Raw genomic sequence first — 21,476 nt, 5'->3', positions numbered from 1 at the left:
GAATTACGGCCTTGTAGTTGAAATTGAAGCGGTAAACCACTGCTGAATATTGCTCATGGCAGCGTGCGAAGTATCCAGAATCGGCTGTGGATAGACGCCCAGCAGCACCAGCAGCACCACCAGAACACCGATGGTCATAAACTCACGCGGCGACATGCCTGGCAGCGGATCTTTCGATTTCGCTTCGCCATAGTAAGCGCGCTGCATCATCACCAGCGAGTAAATCGAGGCGAACACCAGACCAAAGGTCGCGATGATGATAATCATCGGCACCACCTGGAAGCTGCCGGTCAGAATCATAAATTCGCCGACGAAGTTACCCGTGCCAGGCATACCGAGGTTGGCGACAGCAAAGAAGAGCGACAGACCCGGAATCCATTTGATGCGCGACCACAGACCACCCATCTGACGCATATCACGGGTATGCAGACGCTCATACAGCTGACCACACAGAATGAAGAGTGCTGCGGCGGACAGACCGTGTGCAATCATCTGAATCACCGCACCCTGCAGCGCCAGCTGGCTGCCGGTGTAGATAGCAATCAGCACAAAGCCCATGTGCGAAATCGAGGTATACGCGATCAGACGTTTGATATCGGTCTGCGAGAAGGCCATCCAGGCACCGTAGAAGATACCAATGATGCCTAACCACATAGCGATTGGCGCAAACTCCGCTGACGCGTTCGGGAACAGCGGCAGGCTGAAACGCAGTAAGCCATAAGCCGCGGTTTTCAGCAGGATACCTGCCAGGTCAACAGAACCCGCAGTCGGCGCCTGACTGTGCGCATCCGGCAGCCAGCCATGCAACGGTACGACCGGCATCTTCACCGCAAAGGCGATAAAGAAGCCCAGCATCAGCAGATATTCAACACCGCTCGACATTGGCGTCTTCAGAAGCTGTTCATAGTTGAACGTCCAGACACCGGTCGCGTTGTAGTGGACAAACACCAGGCCCAGAATGGCAATCAGCATCACCAGACCGGAAGCCTGGGTGTAGATGAAGAACTTGGTCGCAGCGGAGATACGGGTTTTGCCGTCAGACGCTTTGTGACCCCAGAGCGCGATGAGGAAGTACATCGGCACCAGCATCATTTCCCAGAAGAAGAAGAACAGGAACATGTCGATGGAGAGGAACACACCGATTACGCCGCCCAGGATCCACATCAGGTTCAGATGGAAGAAGCCCTGATACTTTGAAATCTCATTCCATGAACAGAGCACCGCCATCAGACCGAGCAGGCCGGTCAGCACTACCATCAGCAGCGACAGGCCATCAATGGCTAAATGGAAGCTGATGCCGAAGCGTGGGATCCACGGAACGGAGAAACTTGACTGCCACTGCGGAATGCCCGCTGCCTGCGTCAGTGAATAGCCTCCCTGCAACCAGAGTTGCAGCGAAAGCGCCAACGTCAGCCCCATGGTGATCAGCGCGATCCAGCGTGGCACCTTCGCGCCAAGGCGCTCAGTGAGCCAGCAGATCAGACCGCCGACGAAGGGTATGATAATTAGCCAAGGTAATAACACGGCACACTTCCCTTTTCTTTGTCTTAGTTCGGGCTATCTTACTTGCCCGTTTGATTACCGGCAGTGCTCGCAATCCTCACATACCTCGGTATGCTCCGGTTGCTCCGCGCTGGCGGTAACCAAACTGGCTGCGACGATAACGCCCTTGCTCAGGACAATTTTTGACATTCTCAATGGGCAGATTAACTAACCTGCCCCGCTCATCAATCTTTAAATCACCAGCAGCAGAGCCAGCACCAGTACGGCACCCAGGCTCATTGACGCAACGTACCAGCGCAGGTAGCCGTTCTCACTGACAACCAGGCCTTTGTTGGCAATGCGTGACAGCAGCGCAGGCAGGTTCATCAATCCATTCAGTGGATCGCGCTTCAGCAGCCACGCAATGCCCAGGTAGGGTTTAACGAACACTTTATCGTAGAGCCAGTCGAAGCCCCAGGCCGCAAACCACCAGGTGCCGAAGAAGCGGCCTGGCGCACTGTTTGCGATACGGGTCACCAGCTCACGTTTGCCCAGCCACAGCGCAGCAGCGATCAGAATGCCGACAATCGCTACGACGCCCGAGGTGATTTCCAGTCCCACTTTGCCCGCTTCACCAAACTCGTTAGCTGGCAGTACACCTGCCAGCGGTGGCGTAATCAGCGCACCAATGAAGGTCGAGAGCAGCAGCAGTACAATCAGCGGCAGATGATGGGTAATGCCTTTACCGGCGTGCGCATGAATTTTCTCTTCGCCGTGGAACACGATGAAGATCATGCGGAAGGTGTAGATAGAGGTCAGGAACGCCCCTACCAGACCCGCAACCATCAGGTTGATGTGACCGTTAGCCAGTGCGCCAAACAGAATCTCATCTTTACTGTAGAAGCCCGCCGTAATCAGCGGCAGTGCCGCCAGCGCCGCGCCGCCAACCAGGAAGCAGGTGTAGACCAGCGGAATACTCTTACGCAGGCCACCCATTTTGAAGATGTTCTGCTCGTGATGGCAGGCCAGAATCACTGAACCCGAAGAGAGGAACAGTAACGCTTTAAAGAAGGCGTGCGTCATCAGATGGAAAATCGCCGCATCCCACGCCTGAACACCCAACGCCAGGAACATGTAACCAATCTGGCTCATGGTGGAGTAAGCGAGAACACGTTTGATGTCGGTCTGTACCAGCGCGGCAAAGCCCGCCAGCACCAGGGTAATTGCCCCGACGATGCCGACCAGATGCAGCACTTCCGGCGTCAGCAGGAAGAGACCGTGGCTGCGGGCAATCAGGTAAACACCCGCTGTCACCATGGTCGCGGCGTGGATCAGTGCTGAAACCGGTGTCGGACCAGCCATCGCATCGGCCAGCCAGGTCTGTAACGGCAGCTGTGCCGATTTACCGACCGCGCCACCCAGCAGCATCAGCGTCGCCCACTGCAGCATATGGTTGTCTGCGGCAAAGTGCGCCGGCGCCAGTTCCATCATCTCGCGGAAGTTTAGCGTGCCCAGCTCGTTGTAGAGAATGAACAGGCCGAATGCCAGGAAGACGTCGCCCACGCGGGTGATGATAAAGGCTTTCATCGCCGCTTTGCCGTTTTCCGGATTGCTGTAGTAGAAGCCGATCAGCAGATAAGAGCAGAGCCCTACCCCTTCCCAGCCCAGATACATCAGCATCAGGTTATCGGCCAGCACCAGAACAACCATGCTGGCGATAAACAGGTTGGTATAGGCGAAGAAGCGGGAGTAGCCCTCTTCTCCACGCATATACCAGGAGGCGAACATATGAATGAAGAAGCCAACACCGGTAACGACTGACAGCATGGTCAGAGACAGGCCATCCAGCGTCAGGTTCACTTTCATGTCGAAGTTGCCGACATGCATCCAGGTCCAGAGTGACTGGGTGTAGGCTTGCTGACCACTGGCGAAGAACTCGAATCCGAGCATCACTGTAGTCAATGCTGCCAGACCCACCGATCCCATACCTACCGTGGCCGACAGGTTCTCTGACCAGCGACCGCGGGAAAACGCTAACAGCAGAAAGCCGATCAGCGGAAACAAGACAGTTAAATAGAGAAGATTCATCCGCGCATCTCGCTCACAGTATCAATGTTCAGCGTCTGACGACGACGATAGAGCTGAAGCAGCAGCGCCAGACCAATACTGGCTTCCGCTGCCGCCAGGCTGATCGCCAGGATATACATCACCTGTCCATCGGCCTGACCCCAGTAGCTCCCGGCAACCACCAGAGCTAAGGCGGCGGCGTTGATCATGATTTCAAGGCCGATCAGCATAAACAGCAGATTGCGGCGTATCACCAGCGACGTCAGTCCAAGGACAAACAGCACGGCAGCAAGAATCAATCCATGTTGTAACGGGATCATGCGTTCTCCTTTTTCACCTGAGCGGCGTCAGCATTACGGTTACTCAGGACTTCGCCCTGACGCTCTTCACGACCGATATGGAACGCCACGACCAGACCTGCCAGCAGCAGCATAGAAGCCAGTTCAACCGCCAGTACATAAGGACCAAACAGGCTGATGCCGACCGCTTTGGCGTCGATGATGGTGCCATCAATGCCCTGGTCATTCGCCGTCAGGATGGCGTAAATCATCACCACCAGCAGCAGCAACGAGACGATGCCGGGACCAATCCACAATGACGGGCTGAGCCACTCACGCTCCTGCTTCTCCGTCTGCTTGCCCAGGTTCAGCATCATAACGACGAAGACGAACAGCACCATGATGGCGCCAGCGTAGACGATGATCTCCAGCGCACCGGCAAAATAGGCACCCATAGAGAAGAAGACGCCCGCGATCGATAACAGCGAAACGATCAGGTACAGCAACGCATGTACCGGATTAGTGTGGGTAATGACGCGCAACGTCGTCAGCACCGCCACCAGTCCGCAAAGATAAAACGCAAATTCCATGCCTTGCTCCTTAAGGTAATAAGCCTTTGACGTCGATAGGCTTGGCTTCGTTTTCCGCTTCGCCCTTATCTTTACCGTCAATCGCCATACCTGCCATGCGGTAGAAGTTGTACTCCGGATATTTACCCGGTCCCGAAATCAGCAGATCGTCCTTTTCATACACCAGATCCTGACGCTTAAACTCACCCAGTTCGAAATCCGGGGTAAGCTGAATCGCGGTGGTCGGACAGGCTTCTTCACACATGCCGCAGAAAATACAGCGTGAGAAGTTGATGCGGAAGAACTCCGGGTACCAGCGGCCATCTTTGGTCTCGGCTTTCTGCAGTGAAATACAGCCAACCGGACAGGCAACCGCACACAGGTTACAGGCGACGCAACGCTCCTGACCATCCGGATCGCGGGTTAACACGATACGGCCACGATAGCGTGGTGGCAGATAAACCGGCTCTTCCGGGTACATCTGCGTTTCACGTTTGGCAAAGGCGTGCAGCCCTATCAGCCAGATACTGCGAACTGTCGTGCCAAAGCCTACGACAATATCTTTCAAAGTCATTTGTTAACCCCTTACGGCGCTGTGTAGAGAATCACTGCGGCAGTCGCCAGCAGGTTCAACAGCGTCAACGGCAGACACACTTTCCAGCCGAATGACAGCACCTGGTCGTAGCGTGGACGCGGAAGCGCAGCACGAATCAGGATGAACATCATCATAAAGAACGCCGTTTTCAGGGCGAACCAGATGAACGGCGGCAGGAAGGGTCCGTGCCAGCCACCAAAGAACAGCGTTACGATCAGCGCTGAAACGGTGGTAATCGCCACATATTCGCCGACAAAGAACAGGCCGAACTTCATACCGGCATATTCAATGTGATAACCATCCGCCAGTTCCTGCTCCGCTTCTGGCTGGTCAAACGGATGACGGTGACACACCGCCACGCCAGCAATACAGAAGGTTACGAAACCAAAGAACTGCGGAATGATGTTCCACAGGTGCGTCTGGCTGTTGACGATATCGTTCATGTTGAACGAGCCCGCCTGCGCCACCACACCCATCAGCGACAGACCCAGGAACACTTCGTAGCTCAGCGTCTGCGCCGAGGCGCGCATCGCACCCAGCAGCGAGTATTTGTTGTTACTCGACCAGCCAGCAAACAGCACGGCGTAGACCGCAAGGCCCGCCATCATCAGGAAGAACAGCAGACCGATATTCAGGTCTGTCACCATCCAGGTTGGCGACACTGGCACGATAGCAAAGGCCAGCAGCAGAGAAACAAAGGCAATAACCGGCGCAAGGGTAAAGATAAAGCGGTCGGTAAATGGCGGAACCCAGTCCTCTTTAAAGAACATTTTGATCATGTCCGCGACCAGCTGGAGCGAGCCGCCCCAGCCGACGCGGTTAGGTCCGTAACGGTTCTGGAACAGGCCGAGCAGACGACGCTCGGCGAAGCTCATGAACGCGCCGCAGGCCACAACCACCAGCAGAATCACAATGGCTTTAACAATGGCCAGCAGAATGTCGATAACGTCCGGTGTTAACCAGCTCATTGCGCCGCCTCCTGCAGAGTGTCGATTTTACCGTTCGCCAGGAATGGCGGAACGCCCGGCATACCCAGCGGCAGACCAATCTGACCCGCCTGCAGTGACGCCGAGAAACGGACCGGCAGACGCACTGTCTCGCCGGCACAGCTGAATTCAACCGCCGCGCCATTGTTGACGCCCAGCTTCGCTGCATCCTCCGGGTTAATCACCAATGCAGGCTCTGTCATGCGCTGCTGGAAGACTGGTGAACGCTGTGACATCTCTTCGCTACCGAACAACCGGTGGAGAGGCGCCACACGCCACTTCGCATCACTGACAAACGCGGCAGGAACGGTTGTGAACCATGGCAGCTCACTGTTGCTGGCTTCAAACAGGCGCACGCCCGGATCGCCATGACGCAGTTTGCCGCCCACTTCAGCCTGGAACTTGTTCCACGCCTGCGGTGAGTTCCAGCCTGGAGCCCAGGCAAACGGAATCTGCGAACGCGGCGCTGATGGCTGGTTGTTCCCTTCCATAGAGAAGGCGAACATGGTGTCCTGGTCCTGCGGCTGACGCGGTTCATGAACGCTGATATTCGCACGCATCGCAGTACGTCCACTGTTACGTATTGGAGAACGCGCCAGTTTCTGACCACGGATGCGGAAGCTGGCATCAGGTGCCGCTTCTTTAATACCCGCGAGCTGTGGCAGACGGGTCACCACGGCATCGATCACGTGATCGAGCTGCGTCCAGTCCACGTGACGGCTTTCCAGCGTGCTATGCAGCGAGTGCAGCCAGCGCCAGCTTTCCAGCATCACAACGTTGCTGTCGTAATAGGCAGGATCGTAAACCTGGAAGAAACGCTGTGCGCGGCCTTCATGGTTGATAGACGTACCATCACTTTCGGCGAAGCTGGCGGTCGATAACACCAGACCCGCTTTCTCCAGCGTGGCTGTACGCTGATGATCAACCACAATCACGTTCGTGGTCTGCGCCAGGGCTGCATCCACCACGGCTTTTGGTGCGTGACGATAGAGGTCATTTTCCAGCACCACCAGCGCATCGGCTTCACCGTTGCTCAGTTGCTCCAGCGCATGCTCCAGTGGATTACCGCCGATCATGCCCAGACCGATACTGTTGGCGTGACCCGCCAGCAGAGTAATGCCGACATCTGCGCCGCGTGCCTTCAGGGCTTTCGCCACGTTCGCTGCGGCTTCAATGACTGCGCTGCTGCCTGAGTGAGTACCGGAGATGATTAATGGCTTTTTCGCGCCGGCCAGCGCCTGAACGACAACATCCATTTTCCCGTTGAGCTTGCTGTCGAAATCGGTCACTGCCGGAGCAGATTCATCCAGCGCACTGGCGATAGCGAAGCCAAGGCGCGCCTGATCTTCAACCGGCGCACGATAGCTCCATGCCGCGATATCATCCAGACGGGTTTCATCAACATGGGTAACGAACAGCGGATGCTTCGCGTTCTGACCGATGTTCATAATGGCGGCGATCTGCCAGTCTGCGACTTTCTGCGCTGCGGCCATATCACGCGCTTTGCCTTTCACCGCCTGACGGACAGAGAGTGCCACGCGTGCGCCAACCTGTGTAAGGTCTTCACCCAGTACCAGCACCGCATCGTAGCTTTCAATTTCACGCAGCGATGGCGTATAGATACCGCTTTCGCGCAGGACTTTGAGCATCAGTTCAAGACGGGCCTGCTCGTCCGCTGGCATACCGGTTGAGAAGTTCTCTGCACCCACCAGTTCACGCAGGGCGAAGTTACTTTCAACGCTGGCGCGCGGCGAGCCGATACCGATCACTTTCTTCGCCTGACGCAGCAAATCTGCACCGGCATTGACTGCCTGCTCTGCGTTCAGCGTGACCCAGTCATTGCCGCGCAGCAGCATCGGCTGGCGTGGACGATCTTTGCGGTTAACGTAGCCATAGCCAAAGCGGCCACGGTCACACAGGAAGTAATGGTTTACGGTGCCGTTATAGCGGTTTTCGATACGACGCAACTCACCATAACGCTCACCCGGGCTGGTGTTACAGCCGACACTGCACTGCTGACAGATGCTCGGCGCAAACTGCATATCCCATTTGCGGTTATAGCGTTCAGAGTGGGTTTTATCCGTGAAGACGCCGGTCGGGCAGATTTCAACCAGGTTGCCAGAGAACTCGCTTTCCAGCGTGCCATCTTCCGGGCGACCAAAATAGACGTTGTCATGCGCGCCGTAGACACCCAGATCTTTGCCATCGGCATAATCTTTGTAGTAACGCACACAGCGGTAACAGGCGATACAGCGGTTCATCTCGTGGGAGATGAACGGACCGAGATCCTGATTACGGTGAGTACGTTTGGTGAAGCGATAGCGGCGGAAGCTGTGGCCGGTCATCACTGTCATATCCTGTAGGTGACAGTTACCGCCCTCTTCGCACACCGGACAGTCGTGCGGGTGGTTGGTCATCAGCCACTCCACCACGCTTTCGCGGAACTCTTTCGCTTCGCCATCATCAATGGAGATGAATGTGCCGTCAGAGGCCGGTGTCATGCAGGACATGACAAGACGGCCACGGGTATCTTCGGCATTCTGGAATTGCTTTACCGCACACTGGCGGCAGGCCCCAACGCTTCCCAGCGCCGGATGCCAGCAAAAGTAAGGAATATCAAGGCCCAGAGAGAGACATGCCTGTAGCAGGTTGTCCGCTCCGTTCACATCATACTCTTTACCGTCTACATGAATTGTAGCCATAGTGACATGCTTCCGTAAGGCTCGTCAGAGACGAGCGTTAATCATATTCTTGCCCCGACGCACGACATTGTCGGGGCGGCGGCACCAGGCCTGTTCCGTTTTTTGGTGAATTACCAGCGCGCTTTCAACAGGTTTGGCTGGATCCCGCCAATGGCACGGGTATTACCAAACACCTGCGGCGCCATGCCGGCTTCAAACTCTTCACGGAAATATTTAATCGCACTCTGCAGCGGCTCAACCGCCCCCGGCGCATGCGCACAGAAGGTTTTACCCGGGCCAAGCTGACGGCAGAGTTGCAGTAAGGTTTCAATATCTCCTGGCTGGCCCTGTTTCTGCTCCAGCGCACGCAGAATTTTTACGCTCCACGGCAGGCCGTCGCGACACGGAGTACACCAGCCGCACGACTCACGGGCAAAGAACTCTTCCAGGTTACGCACCAGGGAAACCATGTTGATCTCGTGATCAACGGCCATTGCCAGCGCCGTACCCAGACGACTGCCCGCTTTGCCAATGCTGGCAAATTCCATCGGCAGATCCAGGTGCTGGTCGGTCAGGAAGTCAGTCCCTGCGCCGCCGGGCTGCCAGGCCTTGAACTTCAGTCCGTCACGCATGCCGCCCGCATAATCTTCCAGGATCTCACGTGCGGTGATACCGAATGGCAACTCCCAGACGCCGGGATTTTTAACCCGTCCGGAGAAGCCCATCATTTTGGTACCGGCATCTTCGCTTTTGGAGATGTTTTTGTACCACTCCACACCGTTGGCCAGAATCGCCGGCACGTTCGAGAGGGTCTCTACGTTGTTCACGCAGGTCGGTTTGCCCCACGCGCCCGCACTCGCCGGGAATGGCGGCTTGGAACGCGGGTTAGCACGACGGCCTTCCAGTGAGTTAATCAGTGCCGTCTCTTCGCCGCAGATATAACGCCCTGCGCCGGTATGGACGATCAGCTCAAAGTCGAAGCCGGTACCGAGAATATTTTTACCGAGGTAGCCCGCTTCCGTTGCTTCAGCAATCGCACGACGCAGATGCACCGCCGCTTCAATGTATTCGCCACGTAAGAAGATGTAGCCACGGTAGGCTTTTAGCGCAAAGGCGCTGATCAGCATGCCTTCCACCAGCTGGTGAGGCATCTGCTCCATCAGCAGGCGGTCTTTGTAGGTGCCTGGCTCCATCTCATCGGCGTTACACAGCAGGTAACGGATGTTCATCGACTCATCTTTCGGCATCAGGCTCCACTTCAGACCGGTAGAGAAGCCTGCACCGCCGCGCCCTTTCAGGCCGGAGTCTTTGACTGCCGCGACAATTTCATCCTGTGACATGCTTTTCAGCGCTTTTTCCGCACCGGCATAGCCGTTCTTGCTGCGATATTCATCAAGCCAGACAGGTTGCTTGTCGTCACGCATCCGCCAGGTGAGCGGATGGGTTTCAGCAGTACGAATGATCTGTTTGATTGTCATTGATACTGCTCCAGCAAAGAGGGAATGCCTTCCGGCGTCAGATGAACATGCGTGTCTTCATCCACCATCATCGTTGGGCCCTTGTCGCAGTTACCCAGGCAGCAGGTTGGCAGCAGCGTAAAGCGGCCATCAGCAGTGGTTTGACCCGGTTTGATATTCAGCTGCTGCTCCAGTGCGGACTGAATGCCCTGATAACCGGTGATGTGACAGACCACGCTGTCACAATAACGGATCACATGACGGCCAACCGGCTGACGGAAGATCTGGCTATAAAACGTCGCCACCCCTTCAACATCACTCGCCGGGATACCCAGTACGTCGGCAATCGCGTTGATTGCGCCGTCCGGCACCCAGCCGCGCTGTTTCTGCACGATCTTCAGCGCTTCAATGGAGGCTGCACGCGCATCTTCGTAGTGGTGTTTTTCGTGCTCAATAGCGTGATGCTCTTCCGCGCTCAGCACGAAGACCTCGTTAGGGTCGATCGTTTTAATGGCAATGTGTTGATCGTGCATAATTAGCGGTCCACGTCTGACATAACAAAATCGATACTACCCAGATATACGATCAGGTCGGATACCAGGCTGCCACGGATTACTGAAGGAATCTGCTGCAGATGCGGGAAGCTCGGCGTACGCACGCGGGTGCGGTAGCTCATGGTGCTGCCATCGCTGGTCAGGTAGTAGCTGTTGATCCCTTTCGTCGCTTCAATCATCTGGAACGATTCATTGGCTGGCATCACCGGTCCCCACGAAACCTGCAGGAAGTGGGTGATCAGCGTTTCGATGTGCTGCAGCGTACGCTCTTTCGGTGGTGGCGTGGTCAGCGGGTGATCCGCTTTAAACGGCCCCTCTGGCATATTGTTGAGACACTGCTCAAGGATACGCAGCGACTGCCACATCTCTTCCATCTTCAGCTGAACACGGCTGTAAGCATCGCTGACGCCATCGCCGACCGGGATTTCGAAATCGAAGTTTTCGTAGCCTGAGTATGGACGCCATTTACGCACGTCAAAGTCGAGACCCGTGGCACGCAGGCCGGCACCGGTCGTGCCCCACGCCAGCGCCTCTTCCATATTGTAAGCAGCAACGCCTTTAGAACGACCAATCAGCACGGTGTTACGCAGTGCCGCTTTGTCATATTCCTTCAGGCGCTTCGGCATCCAGTCCAGGAAGTCACGCAGCAGACGTTCCCAGCCTCGCGGCAGGTCGTGTGCTACACCACCGATACGGAACCAGGCCGGGTGCATACGGAAACCGGTAATGGCTTCAACCACGTCATAGATTTTCTGGCGATCGGTAAAGGCAAAGAACACCGGCGTCATCGCGCCGACATCCTGAATAAAGGTCGAGATATAAAGCAGATGGCTGTTAATGCGGAACAGCTCAGAGAGCATCACGCGGATCACGTTTACGCGATCGGGCACCACGATACCGGCCAGTTTTTCTACCGCCAGCACGTAAGGCATTTCGTTCACGCAGCCGCCGAGGTACTCGATACGGTCAGTGTAAGGAATGTAGCTGTGCCAGGACTGACGCTCACCCATCTTTTCGGCACCACGATGGTGATAACCGATGTCAGGTACGCAGTCGACAATCTCTTCACCGTCCAGCTGCAGGATGATGCGGAACGCACCGTGCGCCGACGGGTGGTTAGGCCCGAGGTTCAGGAACATGAAGTCTTCGTTGGTGGTGCTGCGCTTCATGCCCCAGTCTTCAGGCTTAAAGGTCAGCGCCTCCATCTCTAAATCTTCTTTCTGCTTTGTCAGCGTGAAAGGATCGAATTCGGTGGCGCGCGCCGGGTAATCTTTACGCAGCGGATGGCCTTCCCAGGTCGACGGCATCATGATGCGCGTCAGGTGCGGGTGACCATCAAAGGTAATACCAAACATCTCCCAGGTTTCACGCTCATACCAGTTGGCATTCGGGAAAAGACGGGTGATGGTCGGCAGATGCATGTCGTTTTCAGAGAGTGCCACCTTGAGCATGATGTCGCGGTTGCGTTCAATCGACAGCAGGTGGTAGAAAACGGAAAAATCCGCCGCAGGCAGGCCTGCACGGTGGGTACGTAAACGCTCATCCACGCCATGCAGGTCATACAGCATGACGTAAGGCTTCGGTAATTTACGCAGGAACTCGGTAATTTCCGGTATCTGTTCACGCTTAACCCAGACCACCGGAATGCCGGTGCGGGTTGGCTGTACAGTGAAGGCATCCGGCCCAAAACGGTTACGCAACTCGCCGATCACCGGGTCATCAAGGTGATCACGGGTTTGCCATGAAGGCTGAGCGAGATCTTGCGTGGTCAAATCTGTCATACGTTACTCACCATTCCGGCCTGGTCTCAGGCACTCAAATGAAGGCGTCAGGATGGGGCCATGCATTAAATTGTGATGTTCTGCTGCAGGCGCTCTTTTCCATCCATACGGTTTTAAACTTCGTCCGGGCTGCGCAGGTTTGTGACTGCGATGCGCTCGCCGCGTTTTCTTTCACGCTCTGAAGGCATGTTAGCGCGGTAAACGCCCTGGTCGCCGACAACCCATGAAAGCGGACGGCGCTCTTTGCCGATCGACTCCTGCAACAGCAGCAGTGCCTGCATGTAGGCTTCAGGACGTGGCGGGCAGCCAGGAATATAGACATCTACTGGCAGGAATTTATCGACGCCCTGCACTACCGAATAGATGTCATACATGCCGCCCGAATTGGCGCAGGCACCCATAGAGATCACCCATTTTGGCTCCAGCATCTGATCGTATAAACGCTGAATAACCGGAGCCATTTTGGTAAATGGCGTGCCGGCAATAACCATGAAATCCGCCTGGCGTGGCGAGGCGCGCATAACTTCAGCACCAAAACGTGCCACGTCGTGGACTGCGGTAAACGATGTGGTCATCTCAACGTAACAACAGGACAGGCCAAAGTTATAAGGCCAGAGTGAGTTTTTACGTCCCCAGTTCACCATGTCATGCAGGGCATTTTCGAGTTTGCCCATATAAACGCTGCGATGAACGTGCTGCTCCAGCGGATCGCTGACGATTTCCTGCTTTTGCAGAGGATAACGGTCGTTCTCACCACCGTTCGGGTCTATGCGGGTGAGCGTATAGTCCATCTTATTGCCTCTCTTTTACTGCTTATGAGGATTGGTGTGGCTGACCGTAGTAGTTTTCACCACTACGCGACGGCGAGCTGGAGCCCAGTCCAGTGCGCCAATGCGTACCAGATAGACCAGACCCGCAAGGAGCACCAAAATGAAAATTGCGGCTTCCACAAAGCCGACCCAACCGCTTTCGCGGATTGAAGTCGCCCATGCGTATAAAAAGAGGGCTTCGACGTCAAAAATGACGAAAAACATCGCAACCAGATAAAATTTCGCCGACAGGCGGATATGGGTGTCACCAACGGATTCAATGCCCGATTCGAATGGCGTGTCTTTATAGCGGGCGCGCGCTCTGCCGCCAAGCAACCATCCTCCGGTCAGCATGAAAGCACACAAGCCAAAGGCAATAACGATAAATACGATAAACGCCCAGTGCTGAGCGATGATTTCGGTGGTAGTTGACATACTCATTGCTTACTCATCAAAAGTGGCGCTGGCATCCTGCACGCGTTTCCCGCAGCAAACTGACCACATCGATTCAAGGGAAGGGTAAAAACCTTTTAAATGTCACTGTTATTACGGAATAAACAGCAATTTAATGGGGTTTTTTACTCCTTTCTATAACCTTTTGTCAACTTTGACAAAAGTATCCAAACATTATTTCACACCTGCATCATATTATTAACAAATGATGCCCCGCTTTCCAGCTAAATCGCTTCAGTCTGTAGGGTTAATTTTAGTGTAGCGGGTAATCACACGCATGGATCGTGCGTTTAACAAACATATTTTGACAGGTATGACTCTTTTTTCCTTCCCCTTAGCAGGGGTATTTTCTTGATCCAGAACACACTTTTGCCCTTTTTGCGTTAATTTCCTCCACCTGAAGCCTTGATACGGAACAAAAGGTTCGTTTTTATGGATTGCAGATTTCAGTTTGCAGTGGAGTGAAATACAGTGAGGGATTTACATCAGGAAGGTTGTCGTCGGGGGCGAGTGTGACAAGGGTCAGATAGTAAAAAAGCCTCTCGTTCTGTTCAAAGAATGAGAGGCTTATTTATAAGCGTTTGTTAAGGCAATGGCGCTGATGTTGAGTACAACACGTTAGCGCTATTACTCTTCGTCATCCAACAGCAACGCACCATCTGGATTGTTGCTCAGATTGTACGGATCATTAGTAGACTGCATGGCATTAAAGATAGCCAGCGCCAGCTCATTATCACTGTCAGGATTACGGCACAGCAGATACTGCGTATCCGGGAGAACCGGCAGACCTTCAGCCGCACCCATAACACGCAGTTCCGGGCTCATCATCTCGACCGGGCGCGCTGTTACGCCAAGACCCGCTTTCACTGCAGCTCGTACGGCAGCCAGAGTAGAAGCGACGTAAGAGATACGCCATGGGATACCGGCTTCATTGAGATGATCAATGGCCATATCACGGTAAGGACTTGGCTCATCCAGCAGCACCAATGGAATCGCTTCGCCGCGCTGGAAGATATAGTCCGCTGCGCAGTACCACAAGGTGGGTGAAGTACGCAGTACCTGATAGGTAAAGTTGCCCGGGCTGGACGTTGTCACCACCAGGTCCACTTCACCCTGATTGAGCATTTCCATCATGAATGGATTACGTTTAACCCGCACATCAATGGCCAGTTTCGGATAAACCGAGGTCACCCGGTTTAACAGGAACGGCAGAATAGTGTCAGAGGTGTCATCAGAGGCACCAATAGTCAGTACGCCCTGAATGTTGCTGTACATCAGAGATGTGCAGGCTTCGTCGTTAAAACGAAGAATTTTTCTGGCATAGCCTAAAAGCTGGATCCCATGCTCTGTTAAAAGCTTATTACGTCCATGTCTGGCAAACAGCTCTTTACCTACCAATTGCTCCAGACGCTGCATCTGCTGACTGACTGCTGACTGGGTTCTGCAGACCGCTGCAGCGGCGGCTGCAAAGGTATTCAAATCCGCAACGGCAACGAAAGTTCTCAGCAGATCGAGGTCGAGATTCAGTATCGGACGATTTGCATTAGTCATGTTTTTTCTTCACTTATAAGATTTTTACGAACTACTACCCTGGTGTTATTACAAGCTTATCAAAGTGATAAGCGGTAATGGTGCTTAATGACAGTCCTGTGTGAAGACTGACACAAAAAAATTTTATCTGGAACCTGCACTGTTGACTCACCCGAAGGGAGCACGATGCTTTAAGACAGAGACAACTTCTTCTGGACCGATGGCGCTGGGGTGCGCAAATGCAGGAAGCTGCGTAGTTGTCTTATTCCCACCGGAATGAATCGGGCGGGATAAAAACCACACTTAGCGGGCTATCAAGGCGAAGCGGCTAAGTGCACTAAATAATAAATTATACTTAATCATTTTTGACTTCAAAATGGAAATGATTTTGTGAAAAGCGCTGTAAATTTTGTGACAAAGGCATTTCGTGACCCTTATGCCACATTATTGATCACTTTTTAAGCCTTCAACGTTCTGAAAGTTAGTGAGGAAGTGTTAAGTAGTGCTCACTATCCTGTATTTAAGGTGCCGAATGAAACGCCTTTTTTGGTACTTTTCCGGCGATCACAAGGCCTTAAACAGCGCACTCTTAAGCAGTGTTAAGGCGTAAATAGTTCTCATGTTATAAAACTGGCCATAAAACGAACATTAATAAAATAAATTTTAACTATTCCTCAAAGTGTATATTTCAGCGGTAAAGAAAATTCCTCTCCGTATTGAGTTCACAAACTTTTTTAAATTCCAGAGGCAGATGTTGGCTCGCTACGGTTTTGGGTGGATTAAAATTCTAAAAATTTCTTTATACATAGTTTTATTAACTACCCTCAGCGAGAGCTGTTACTTTTTACGCTACGCATTCTGCAAAAAGTTGTTGAACCCGCCAAAACGGGGCGGCACCCTTCTTTTGTGACCGTGAGGAGAGTACATTGTGCTGGTTCGATTTCTGTGGCAGCCACAAGGATTCTGCCCATCAAGGCGGTAACAATGACTTTTCAAATTGATAAATCCGGAAAACTCGATAACGTCTGCTATGACATCCGTGGACCGGTACTGAAAGAGGCTAAGCGCCTTGAAGAAGAAGGTAATAAAGTTCTCAAGCTGAACATTGGCAATCCGGCGCCGTTTGGTTTCGAAGCACCGGATGAGATCCTGGTTGATGTCATTCGTAACCTTCCCAGCGCTCAGGGTTATTGCGACTCCAAGGGCCTTTACTCCGCCCGTAAAGCAATCATGCAGCACTATCAGGCACGCGACATGCGCGATGTCACGGTAGAAGATATTTATATCGGTAACGGGGTATCAGAACTCATCGTGCAGGCGATGCAGGCGTTACTGAATAGCGGCGACGAAATGCTGGTGCCCGCGCCCGACTATCCCTTATGGACAGCCGCGGTTTCTCTCTCCAGCGGTAAAGCGGTGCACTATCTGTGTGATGAGTCTGCCGGCTGGTTCCCTGACCTGGATGATATCCGTAGCAAGATAACGCCCCGCACCCGTGGCATCGTGATCATCAACCCGAATAACCCTACCGGCGCGGTCTACAGTAAAGAACTGCTGTTAGAGGTGGTTGAAATTGCGCGTCAGCATAATCTGATCATTTTCGCCGACGAAATCTACGACAAGATCCTTTACGACGACGCCCAGCATCACTGCATTGCGGCCCTGGCGCCCGATCTGCTGACCGTGACGTTCAATGGCCTCTCCAAAACCTATCGCGTGGCCGGTTTCCGTCAGGGCTGGATGGTACTGAACGGGCCGAAGAAACATGCGAAAGGCTATATTGAAGGGCTGGAAATGCTCGCCTCAATGCGTCTGTGTGCCAACGTCCCGGCGCAGCATGCGATTCAGACGGCACTGGGCGGCTATCAGAGCATCAGCGAATTTATCATACCCGGTGGTCGTCTCTACGAGCAGCGCCAGCGTGCATGGGAGTTGATCAATGATATTCCTGGCGTCAGCTGTGTGAAGCCGCAGGGCGCGCTCTACATGTTCCCGAAAATCGATGCCAAAAAATTCAATATCTTCGACGATCAGAAGATGGTGCTGGATTTTCTGTTACAGGAAAAAGTGTTGCTGGTTCAGGGCAGTGCGTTCAACTGGCCGTGGCCCGATCATCTTCGCATCGTTACGCTGCCACGCGTCGATGATCTGGAGATGGCGATTAATAAATTTGGGCGTTTCCTGCAAGGCTATCGTCAGTAATCACGCCCGCGTATACTGACGTTATTTGGGGAGAGCCGGTCTCTCCCCTGCCTGCCAACAGGAACGCGCATGACACAAAGCCACTTCTTTGCTCACCTCTCCCGTCTTAAGCTGATTAATCGCTGGCCGCTGATGCGCAATGTGCGCACCGAAAATGTCTCGGAACATAGTCTGCAGGTCGCTATGGTGGCGCACGCCCTGGCGGTGATCAAAAATCTCAAGTTCAGCGGGTCGCTTAATGCCGATCGTATTGCCATGCTGGCGCTTTATCACGATGCCAGTGAAGTGCTTACCGGCGATTTACCGACACCGGTGAAGTATTACAACGCGCAGATCGCCCACGAATATAAGAAAATCGAAAAGATTGCTCAGCAAAAGCTGATTGAGATGCTGCCGGAAGAGTTTCAGGAAATCTATCGCCCGCTGATCGATGAGCATCTGCATAGCGAAGAGGAGCAGGCCGTTGTGAAACAGGCGGATGCGCTTTGTGCCTATGTTAAGTGTCTTGAAGAGTTGTCTGCCGGGAATAATGAATTTTTACTGGCGAAAGCGCGGCTGGAAAAGACCCTGGCGCAGCGTCGTTCGCCGGAGATGGATTACTTCGTTGAAGTGTTCATTCCGAGCTTCAACCTGTCACTGGATGAAATCTCGCAGGATACGCCTTTGTAGCCCGGCGAACTGGCAGCCGGGCGAACCCTTAAGCCTGCTGACTAAAGGTAAAACTGCCGTCAGACTCGCGGGAAACCACCAGCGACGCCAGCGATTCGAGCTTGAGCGCCACGTCATCCAGCCGGGGTGTCTCCGCCGCAGGATTAATAGCAATCACCGTGCAGCCCGCATTCAGGCCGGATAAAATTCCGGCGGGAGCATCTTCTGCCACTACGCACGCTGTCGCCGCTAACCCCAGTTTCTCCGCACCCAGCAGGTAAGGATCGGGTTCAGGTTTACCTTTCGCCACCTGCTCAGCCGTAATGAACACAGCTGGCTTTGGTAACCCTGCCGCTTTGTGACGGGCATGAGCGACCGGCACCGAGCCTGAGGTGACAATTGCCCAGGGAATATTCAGTTCGTTCAGCCGGTTCAGCAACGCGACGGCACCGGGTAGCGCCCGCACACCGTCGGTGTCCGCCGCTTCAGCCTGCTCCAGCGCGGTAAACTCCGCCTGTATAGCCTCTTCCGACTGGCCTGCCATAAAATGACGCAAAGAGGTGATCGCCTGTTTGCCATGGATAAAATCCAGGATCTCATCAGCGGCGATGCCATGACGGGCACCCCACTGGCTCCAGGCTCGTTCAACCGCTGGCAGTGAATCCACCAGCGTGCCGTCTAAATCAAATAGAAAACCTCTGTAGGTCACGCGCTCCTCCTCTTCAGGCATTGATCACTTGTGCAATTTCATTTGCACTTAAATGGTACTGGCGCGGACAAGTCTGCCACAAAGCTAACATGCGTTGATACTTTTCCCACATTGGGGTCTGGGCATTGAAACCGTGATTACCGGAATCGAAGTGGGTATACCGCCCTTCTGTATTCACCATAAAACGAACGTAGCCCAGCAGCAGCGCTTCAGTTGCCGCATCAAAGCCCAAAAAGGCGAGACGGCGCGCTTCAAGCTGACCTTTATCTTTGAGGTTCGACCAGGAAACATGGAGGGCATGATGCATCTCCATAATATCGATCACCGTCCGGCAGATCGCTTCGCTGAGTTCGCCAAACTCTTTGTCCAGCTCACGCATCTGCAGCGCATAGCCGCGTTCGATGATGGTCTGGTAACGGCGGAAGCGTTCAGCATTTTCAGGCTCAAGCATCGCCATGATTTTATACTGGTTAGTGAGAATCAAACGCTGTGCATGGGTCATTTCCATCATTGACTCCCGGTCAGAGACCGCTCAGTTAATCGACAATGGAGAAATGATTGCACAGCGTTAACGATACGGAAACCGCCGTCTCGCCTTTCTTTGATTTGGCCGCAGGTTAGCGGTAATTATTTTACCGCCAGCCTGGGTTTGCCTAGAGATCGTCGAGGAAGGTGCGGTCGAGCTGTTTAAACGCCCGCTTAAGCAGATCGGCCAGCGCCTGATAAGTCGGCTTGCCTTCAACCGGTGCTATCGCCTGCCCGGCTTCTTCCAGTCGGGTACGCACCTCATGAAACCAGTTAAGCAGCGTTGGCGGCAGTGGCGTCACTGAACGCTTGCCCAGCCACCACAGTCCCTGCATCGGCAGGCTGCAGGCAAACAGCGCAGTCGCCACGGCAGGGCCTAACTGACCGCCCATCGCAATCTGCCAGGTCAGCGTAAAAATCGCCAGAGGTGGCATAAAACGAATGGCAAACCGCGTTGCCGATGAAACCCGGTTTTCAGGGAACACGGGGGCCAGGCGCTTATCAGCAGGCCAGGTCTTCATATAGTGTTGGCCGCGCTGAAACATCCGAAACCAATTGGTACTGCCAGATTCATTCGCCATGGCTCACCTCAACTAATACTGCAAAGATTAAAAAATAGTTATAAAGACACAACTTTACGTAACAACCTTCAATTATTTTTGTCTTTAAAGATGACTCCAGCTATTCTGACGCCGTTTTAACACCTCTCCGGAAGCGGAATGCGCCTTTGGGAAGAGGCCTGAGCCAAGTTTCGACAAGGCAATCTTAAAATTTTCGCGTAAGATTACCGAAATTTTTTGCGGAATCGCAGATTTCTGTCTACCGCATGATGTTTGTCATTAATCTACCAGCTTTCATGGGCTACGCTGATAGTCTGATTGCGTTTAATTTAGCCACTCTCAAAAAATAGGTACTTCCATGTCGAGTAAGTTAGTTCTGGTTCTGAACTGTGGCAGCTCTTCCCTTAAGTTTGCCATTCTTAACCCTGCCAGCGGTGAAGAGTTCCTGTCAGGCCTGGCGGAATGTTTCCATCTTCCTGAAGCCCGTATCAAATGGAAGCTGGAAGGCGAAAAACAGGAAGCGCCTCTGGGTGCTGGCGCAGCGCACAGCGAAGCGCTGAACTTTATCGTTAAATCCATTCTGGCACAAAAACCTGAGCTTTCGGCACAAATTGCTGCAATCGGCCATCGTATCGTTCATGGCGGCGAAAAACTGACGCAGTCAGTCATCATCACTGAAGAAGTCGTCCAGGGCATCAAAGACGCCTCCTCTTTCGCACCGCTGCACAATCCGGCTCATCTGATCGGTATTGATGAAGCGATGAAAAATTTCCCTCATCTGTCAGACAAGAATGTCGCGGTATTTGACACCGCTTTCCATCAGACAATGCCGGAAGAGTCTTATCTCTATGCGCTGCCGTACAAATTGTACAAAGAGCATGGCGTTCGTCGCTATGGCGCACATGGTACCAGCCACTTTTACGTGACTCACGAAGCGGCCAAAATGCTTAACAAGCCACTGGCGTCACTGAACATCATTACCTGTCACCTCGGCAACGGCGGTTCGGTCTCTGCGATTCGCAACGGCGAGTGCGTGGACACCTCAATGGGTCTGACCCCGCTGGAAGGCCTGGTGATGGGTACGCGCAGTGGCGACATCGACCCGGCGATAGTCTTCTTCCTCCACGATACGCTGGGTATGAGCGTTGACGCCATCAATAAACTGCTGACTAAAGAGTCTGGCCTGTTAGGTCTGACCGAAGTCACCAGCGACTGCCGCTACGTTGAAGATAACTACACCACCAAAGAAGATGCGAAGCGTGCAATGGATGTCTTCTGTCATCGTCTTGCGAAATATATCGGTAGCTACACCGCGCTGATGGATGGCCGTCTTGACGCCGTCGTGTTTACTGGCGGCATCGGCGAAAATGCCGCGATGGTGCGTGAACTCTCACTGAAAAAACTGGCGCTGCTGGGCTTTGAAGTTGACCACGATCGCAACCTGGCCGCCCGTTTCGGCAAGTCTGGTTACATCAATAAAGAAGGCACTCGCCCGGCGCTGGTGATTCCGACCAACGAAGAACTGGTCATCGCCCAGGACGCCGCGCGGCTGACTGCGTAAAACACTTCTCTCCGTCAGCTCAGGCTGAC

19 protein-coding genes are annotated in these 21,476 nt (G+C 53.7%); 3 read left to right on the top strand and 16 right to left on the bottom strand.

Annotated elements, in window-relative coordinates:
• Positions 1–3: 3 nt before the first annotated feature.
• From nuoM to lrhA, 13 genes are all read right to left on the bottom strand, one after another.
• A complete protein-coding gene (nuoM, locus tag P2R09_RS08650) occupies positions 4–1,524 on the bottom strand; it encodes an NADH-quinone oxidoreductase subunit M (RefSeq protein ID WP_003854232.1) in 1,521 nt (506 codons plus the stop codon).
• A 210-nt stretch (positions 1,525–1,734) separates the two neighbouring features.
• A complete protein-coding gene (gene nuoL / locus P2R09_RS08645; protein ID WP_008926469.1) occupies positions 1,735–3,570 on the bottom strand; it encodes an NADH-quinone oxidoreductase subunit L in 1,836 nt (611 codons plus the stop codon).
• Positions 3,567–3,869 (bottom strand): NADH-quinone oxidoreductase subunit NuoK, encoded by a 303-nt coding sequence (gene nuoK, locus P2R09_RS08640; protein WP_003854236.1) that lies wholly within the window; start codon positions 3,867–3,869, stop codon positions 3,567–3,569. Before nuoK ends, nuoL begins: the two co-directional genes overlap by 4 nt.
• Positions 3,866–4,417, bottom strand: a complete 552-nt coding sequence (gene nuoJ / locus P2R09_RS08635; protein ID WP_003854237.1) for an NADH-quinone oxidoreductase subunit J — start codon at positions 4,415–4,417, stop codon at positions 3,866–3,868. The genes nuoK and nuoJ overlap by 4 nt, the downstream gene beginning before the upstream one ends.
• A gap of 10 nt (positions 4,418–4,427) precedes the next feature.
• Positions 4,428–4,970 carry an NADH-quinone oxidoreductase subunit NuoI gene (nuoI, locus tag P2R09_RS08630; protein WP_003854239.1) on the bottom strand — a complete coding sequence of 181 codons (543 nt, stop codon included), beginning with the start codon at positions 4,968–4,970 and terminating at the stop codon, positions 4,428–4,430.
• Between the two features lie 11 nt (positions 4,971–4,981).
• The gene (nuoH, locus tag P2R09_RS08625) at positions 4,982–5,959 is read right to left on the bottom strand and encodes an NADH-quinone oxidoreductase subunit NuoH (protein WP_003854240.1); all 978 of its coding nucleotides are present in this window, start codon (positions 5,957–5,959) and stop codon (positions 4,982–4,984) included.
• Entirely contained in the window at positions 5,956–8,679 is a 2,724-nt protein-coding gene (gene nuoG, locus P2R09_RS08620) for an NADH-quinone oxidoreductase subunit NuoG (protein WP_275768803.1), read from the bottom strand. The genes nuoH and nuoG overlap by 4 nt, the downstream gene beginning before the upstream one ends.
• Positions 8,680–8,789: 110 nt before the next feature.
• Positions 8,790–10,130, bottom strand: coding sequence for an NADH-quinone oxidoreductase subunit NuoF (gene nuoF / locus P2R09_RS08615; RefSeq protein ID WP_175501446.1), 1,341 nt, complete (start codon positions 10,128–10,130; stop codon positions 8,790–8,792).
• Positions 10,131–10,132: 2 nt separating this feature from the next.
• Positions 10,133–10,648, bottom strand: a complete 516-nt coding sequence (gene nuoE / locus P2R09_RS08610) for an NADH-quinone oxidoreductase subunit NuoE (protein ID WP_003854243.1) — start codon at positions 10,646–10,648, stop codon at positions 10,133–10,135.
• A gap of 2 nt (positions 10,649–10,650) precedes the next feature.
• Complete coding sequence (gene nuoC, locus P2R09_RS08605) at positions 10,651–12,450, bottom strand: NADH-quinone oxidoreductase subunit C/D (protein ID WP_275768801.1); 1,800 nt, start codon at positions 12,448–12,450, stop codon at positions 10,651–10,653.
• Positions 12,451–12,563: 113 nt separating this feature from the next.
• A complete protein-coding gene (locus tag P2R09_RS08600) occupies positions 12,564–13,241 on the bottom strand; it encodes an NADH-quinone oxidoreductase subunit B (RefSeq protein ID WP_003854245.1) in 678 nt (225 codons plus the stop codon).
• Between the two features lie 15 nt (positions 13,242–13,256).
• Positions 13,257–13,700, bottom strand: coding sequence for an NADH-quinone oxidoreductase subunit A (locus tag P2R09_RS08595; protein WP_003854246.1), 444 nt, complete (start codon positions 13,698–13,700; stop codon positions 13,257–13,259).
• A 639-nt stretch (positions 13,701–14,339) separates the two neighbouring features.
• On the bottom strand, positions 14,340–15,263 hold the full coding sequence (gene lrhA, locus P2R09_RS08590) for a transcriptional regulator LrhA (RefSeq protein WP_003854247.1): 924 nt from the start codon (positions 15,261–15,263) through the stop codon (positions 14,340–14,342).
• A 963-nt stretch (positions 15,264–16,226) separates the two neighbouring features.
• Here lrhA and P2R09_RS08585 point away from each other — a divergent pair.
• Both P2R09_RS08585 and yfbR read left to right on the top strand, forming a co-directional pair.
• Entirely contained in the window at positions 16,227–17,444 is a 1,218-nt protein-coding gene (locus tag P2R09_RS08585) for a pyridoxal phosphate-dependent aminotransferase (protein ID WP_275768794.1), read from the top strand.
• Positions 17,445–17,513: 69 nt separating this feature from the next.
• Positions 17,514–18,113: a 5'-deoxynucleotidase gene (gene yfbR / locus P2R09_RS08580; protein WP_275768792.1), complete on the top strand. Its 600-nt coding sequence runs from the start codon at positions 17,514–17,516 to the stop codon at positions 18,111–18,113.
• Positions 18,114–18,141: 28 nt separating this feature from the next.
• Here yfbR and P2R09_RS08575 read toward each other — a convergent pair whose 3' ends face one another.
• The 3 genes from P2R09_RS08575 to yfbV form a co-directional block, all read right to left on the bottom strand.
• A complete protein-coding gene (locus P2R09_RS08575) occupies positions 18,142–18,801 on the bottom strand; it encodes a sugar phosphatase (RefSeq protein WP_275768790.1) in 660 nt (219 codons plus the stop codon).
• A gap of 13 nt (positions 18,802–18,814) precedes the next feature.
• Positions 18,815–19,309 carry a YfbU family protein gene (locus P2R09_RS08570; RefSeq protein WP_275770654.1) on the bottom strand — a complete coding sequence of 165 codons (495 nt, stop codon included), beginning with the start codon at positions 19,307–19,309 and terminating at the stop codon, positions 18,815–18,817.
• A 145-nt stretch (positions 19,310–19,454) separates the two neighbouring features.
• On the bottom strand, positions 19,455–19,907 hold the full coding sequence (gene yfbV / locus P2R09_RS08565) for a terminus macrodomain insulation protein YfbV (RefSeq protein WP_008926473.1): 453 nt from the start codon (positions 19,905–19,907) through the stop codon (positions 19,455–19,457).
• Positions 19,908–20,244: 337 nt separating this feature from the next.
• Between yfbV and ackA the strand changes: the two genes are divergently transcribed.
• Positions 20,245–21,447 carry an acetate kinase gene (ackA, locus tag P2R09_RS08560; protein WP_033763118.1) on the top strand — a complete coding sequence of 401 codons (1,203 nt, stop codon included), beginning with the start codon at positions 20,245–20,247 and terminating at the stop codon, positions 21,445–21,447.
• The last annotated feature ends 29 nt before the right edge of the window (positions 21,448–21,476 follow it).

The organism is Pantoea sp. Cr_R13 (genome assembly GCF_029222565.1).
Taxonomy (GTDB): domain Bacteria; phylum Pseudomonadota; class Gammaproteobacteria; order Enterobacterales; family Enterobacteriaceae; genus Pantoea; species Pantoea eucalypti.
This window is presented reverse-complemented; position numbering and strand designations above follow the sequence as displayed.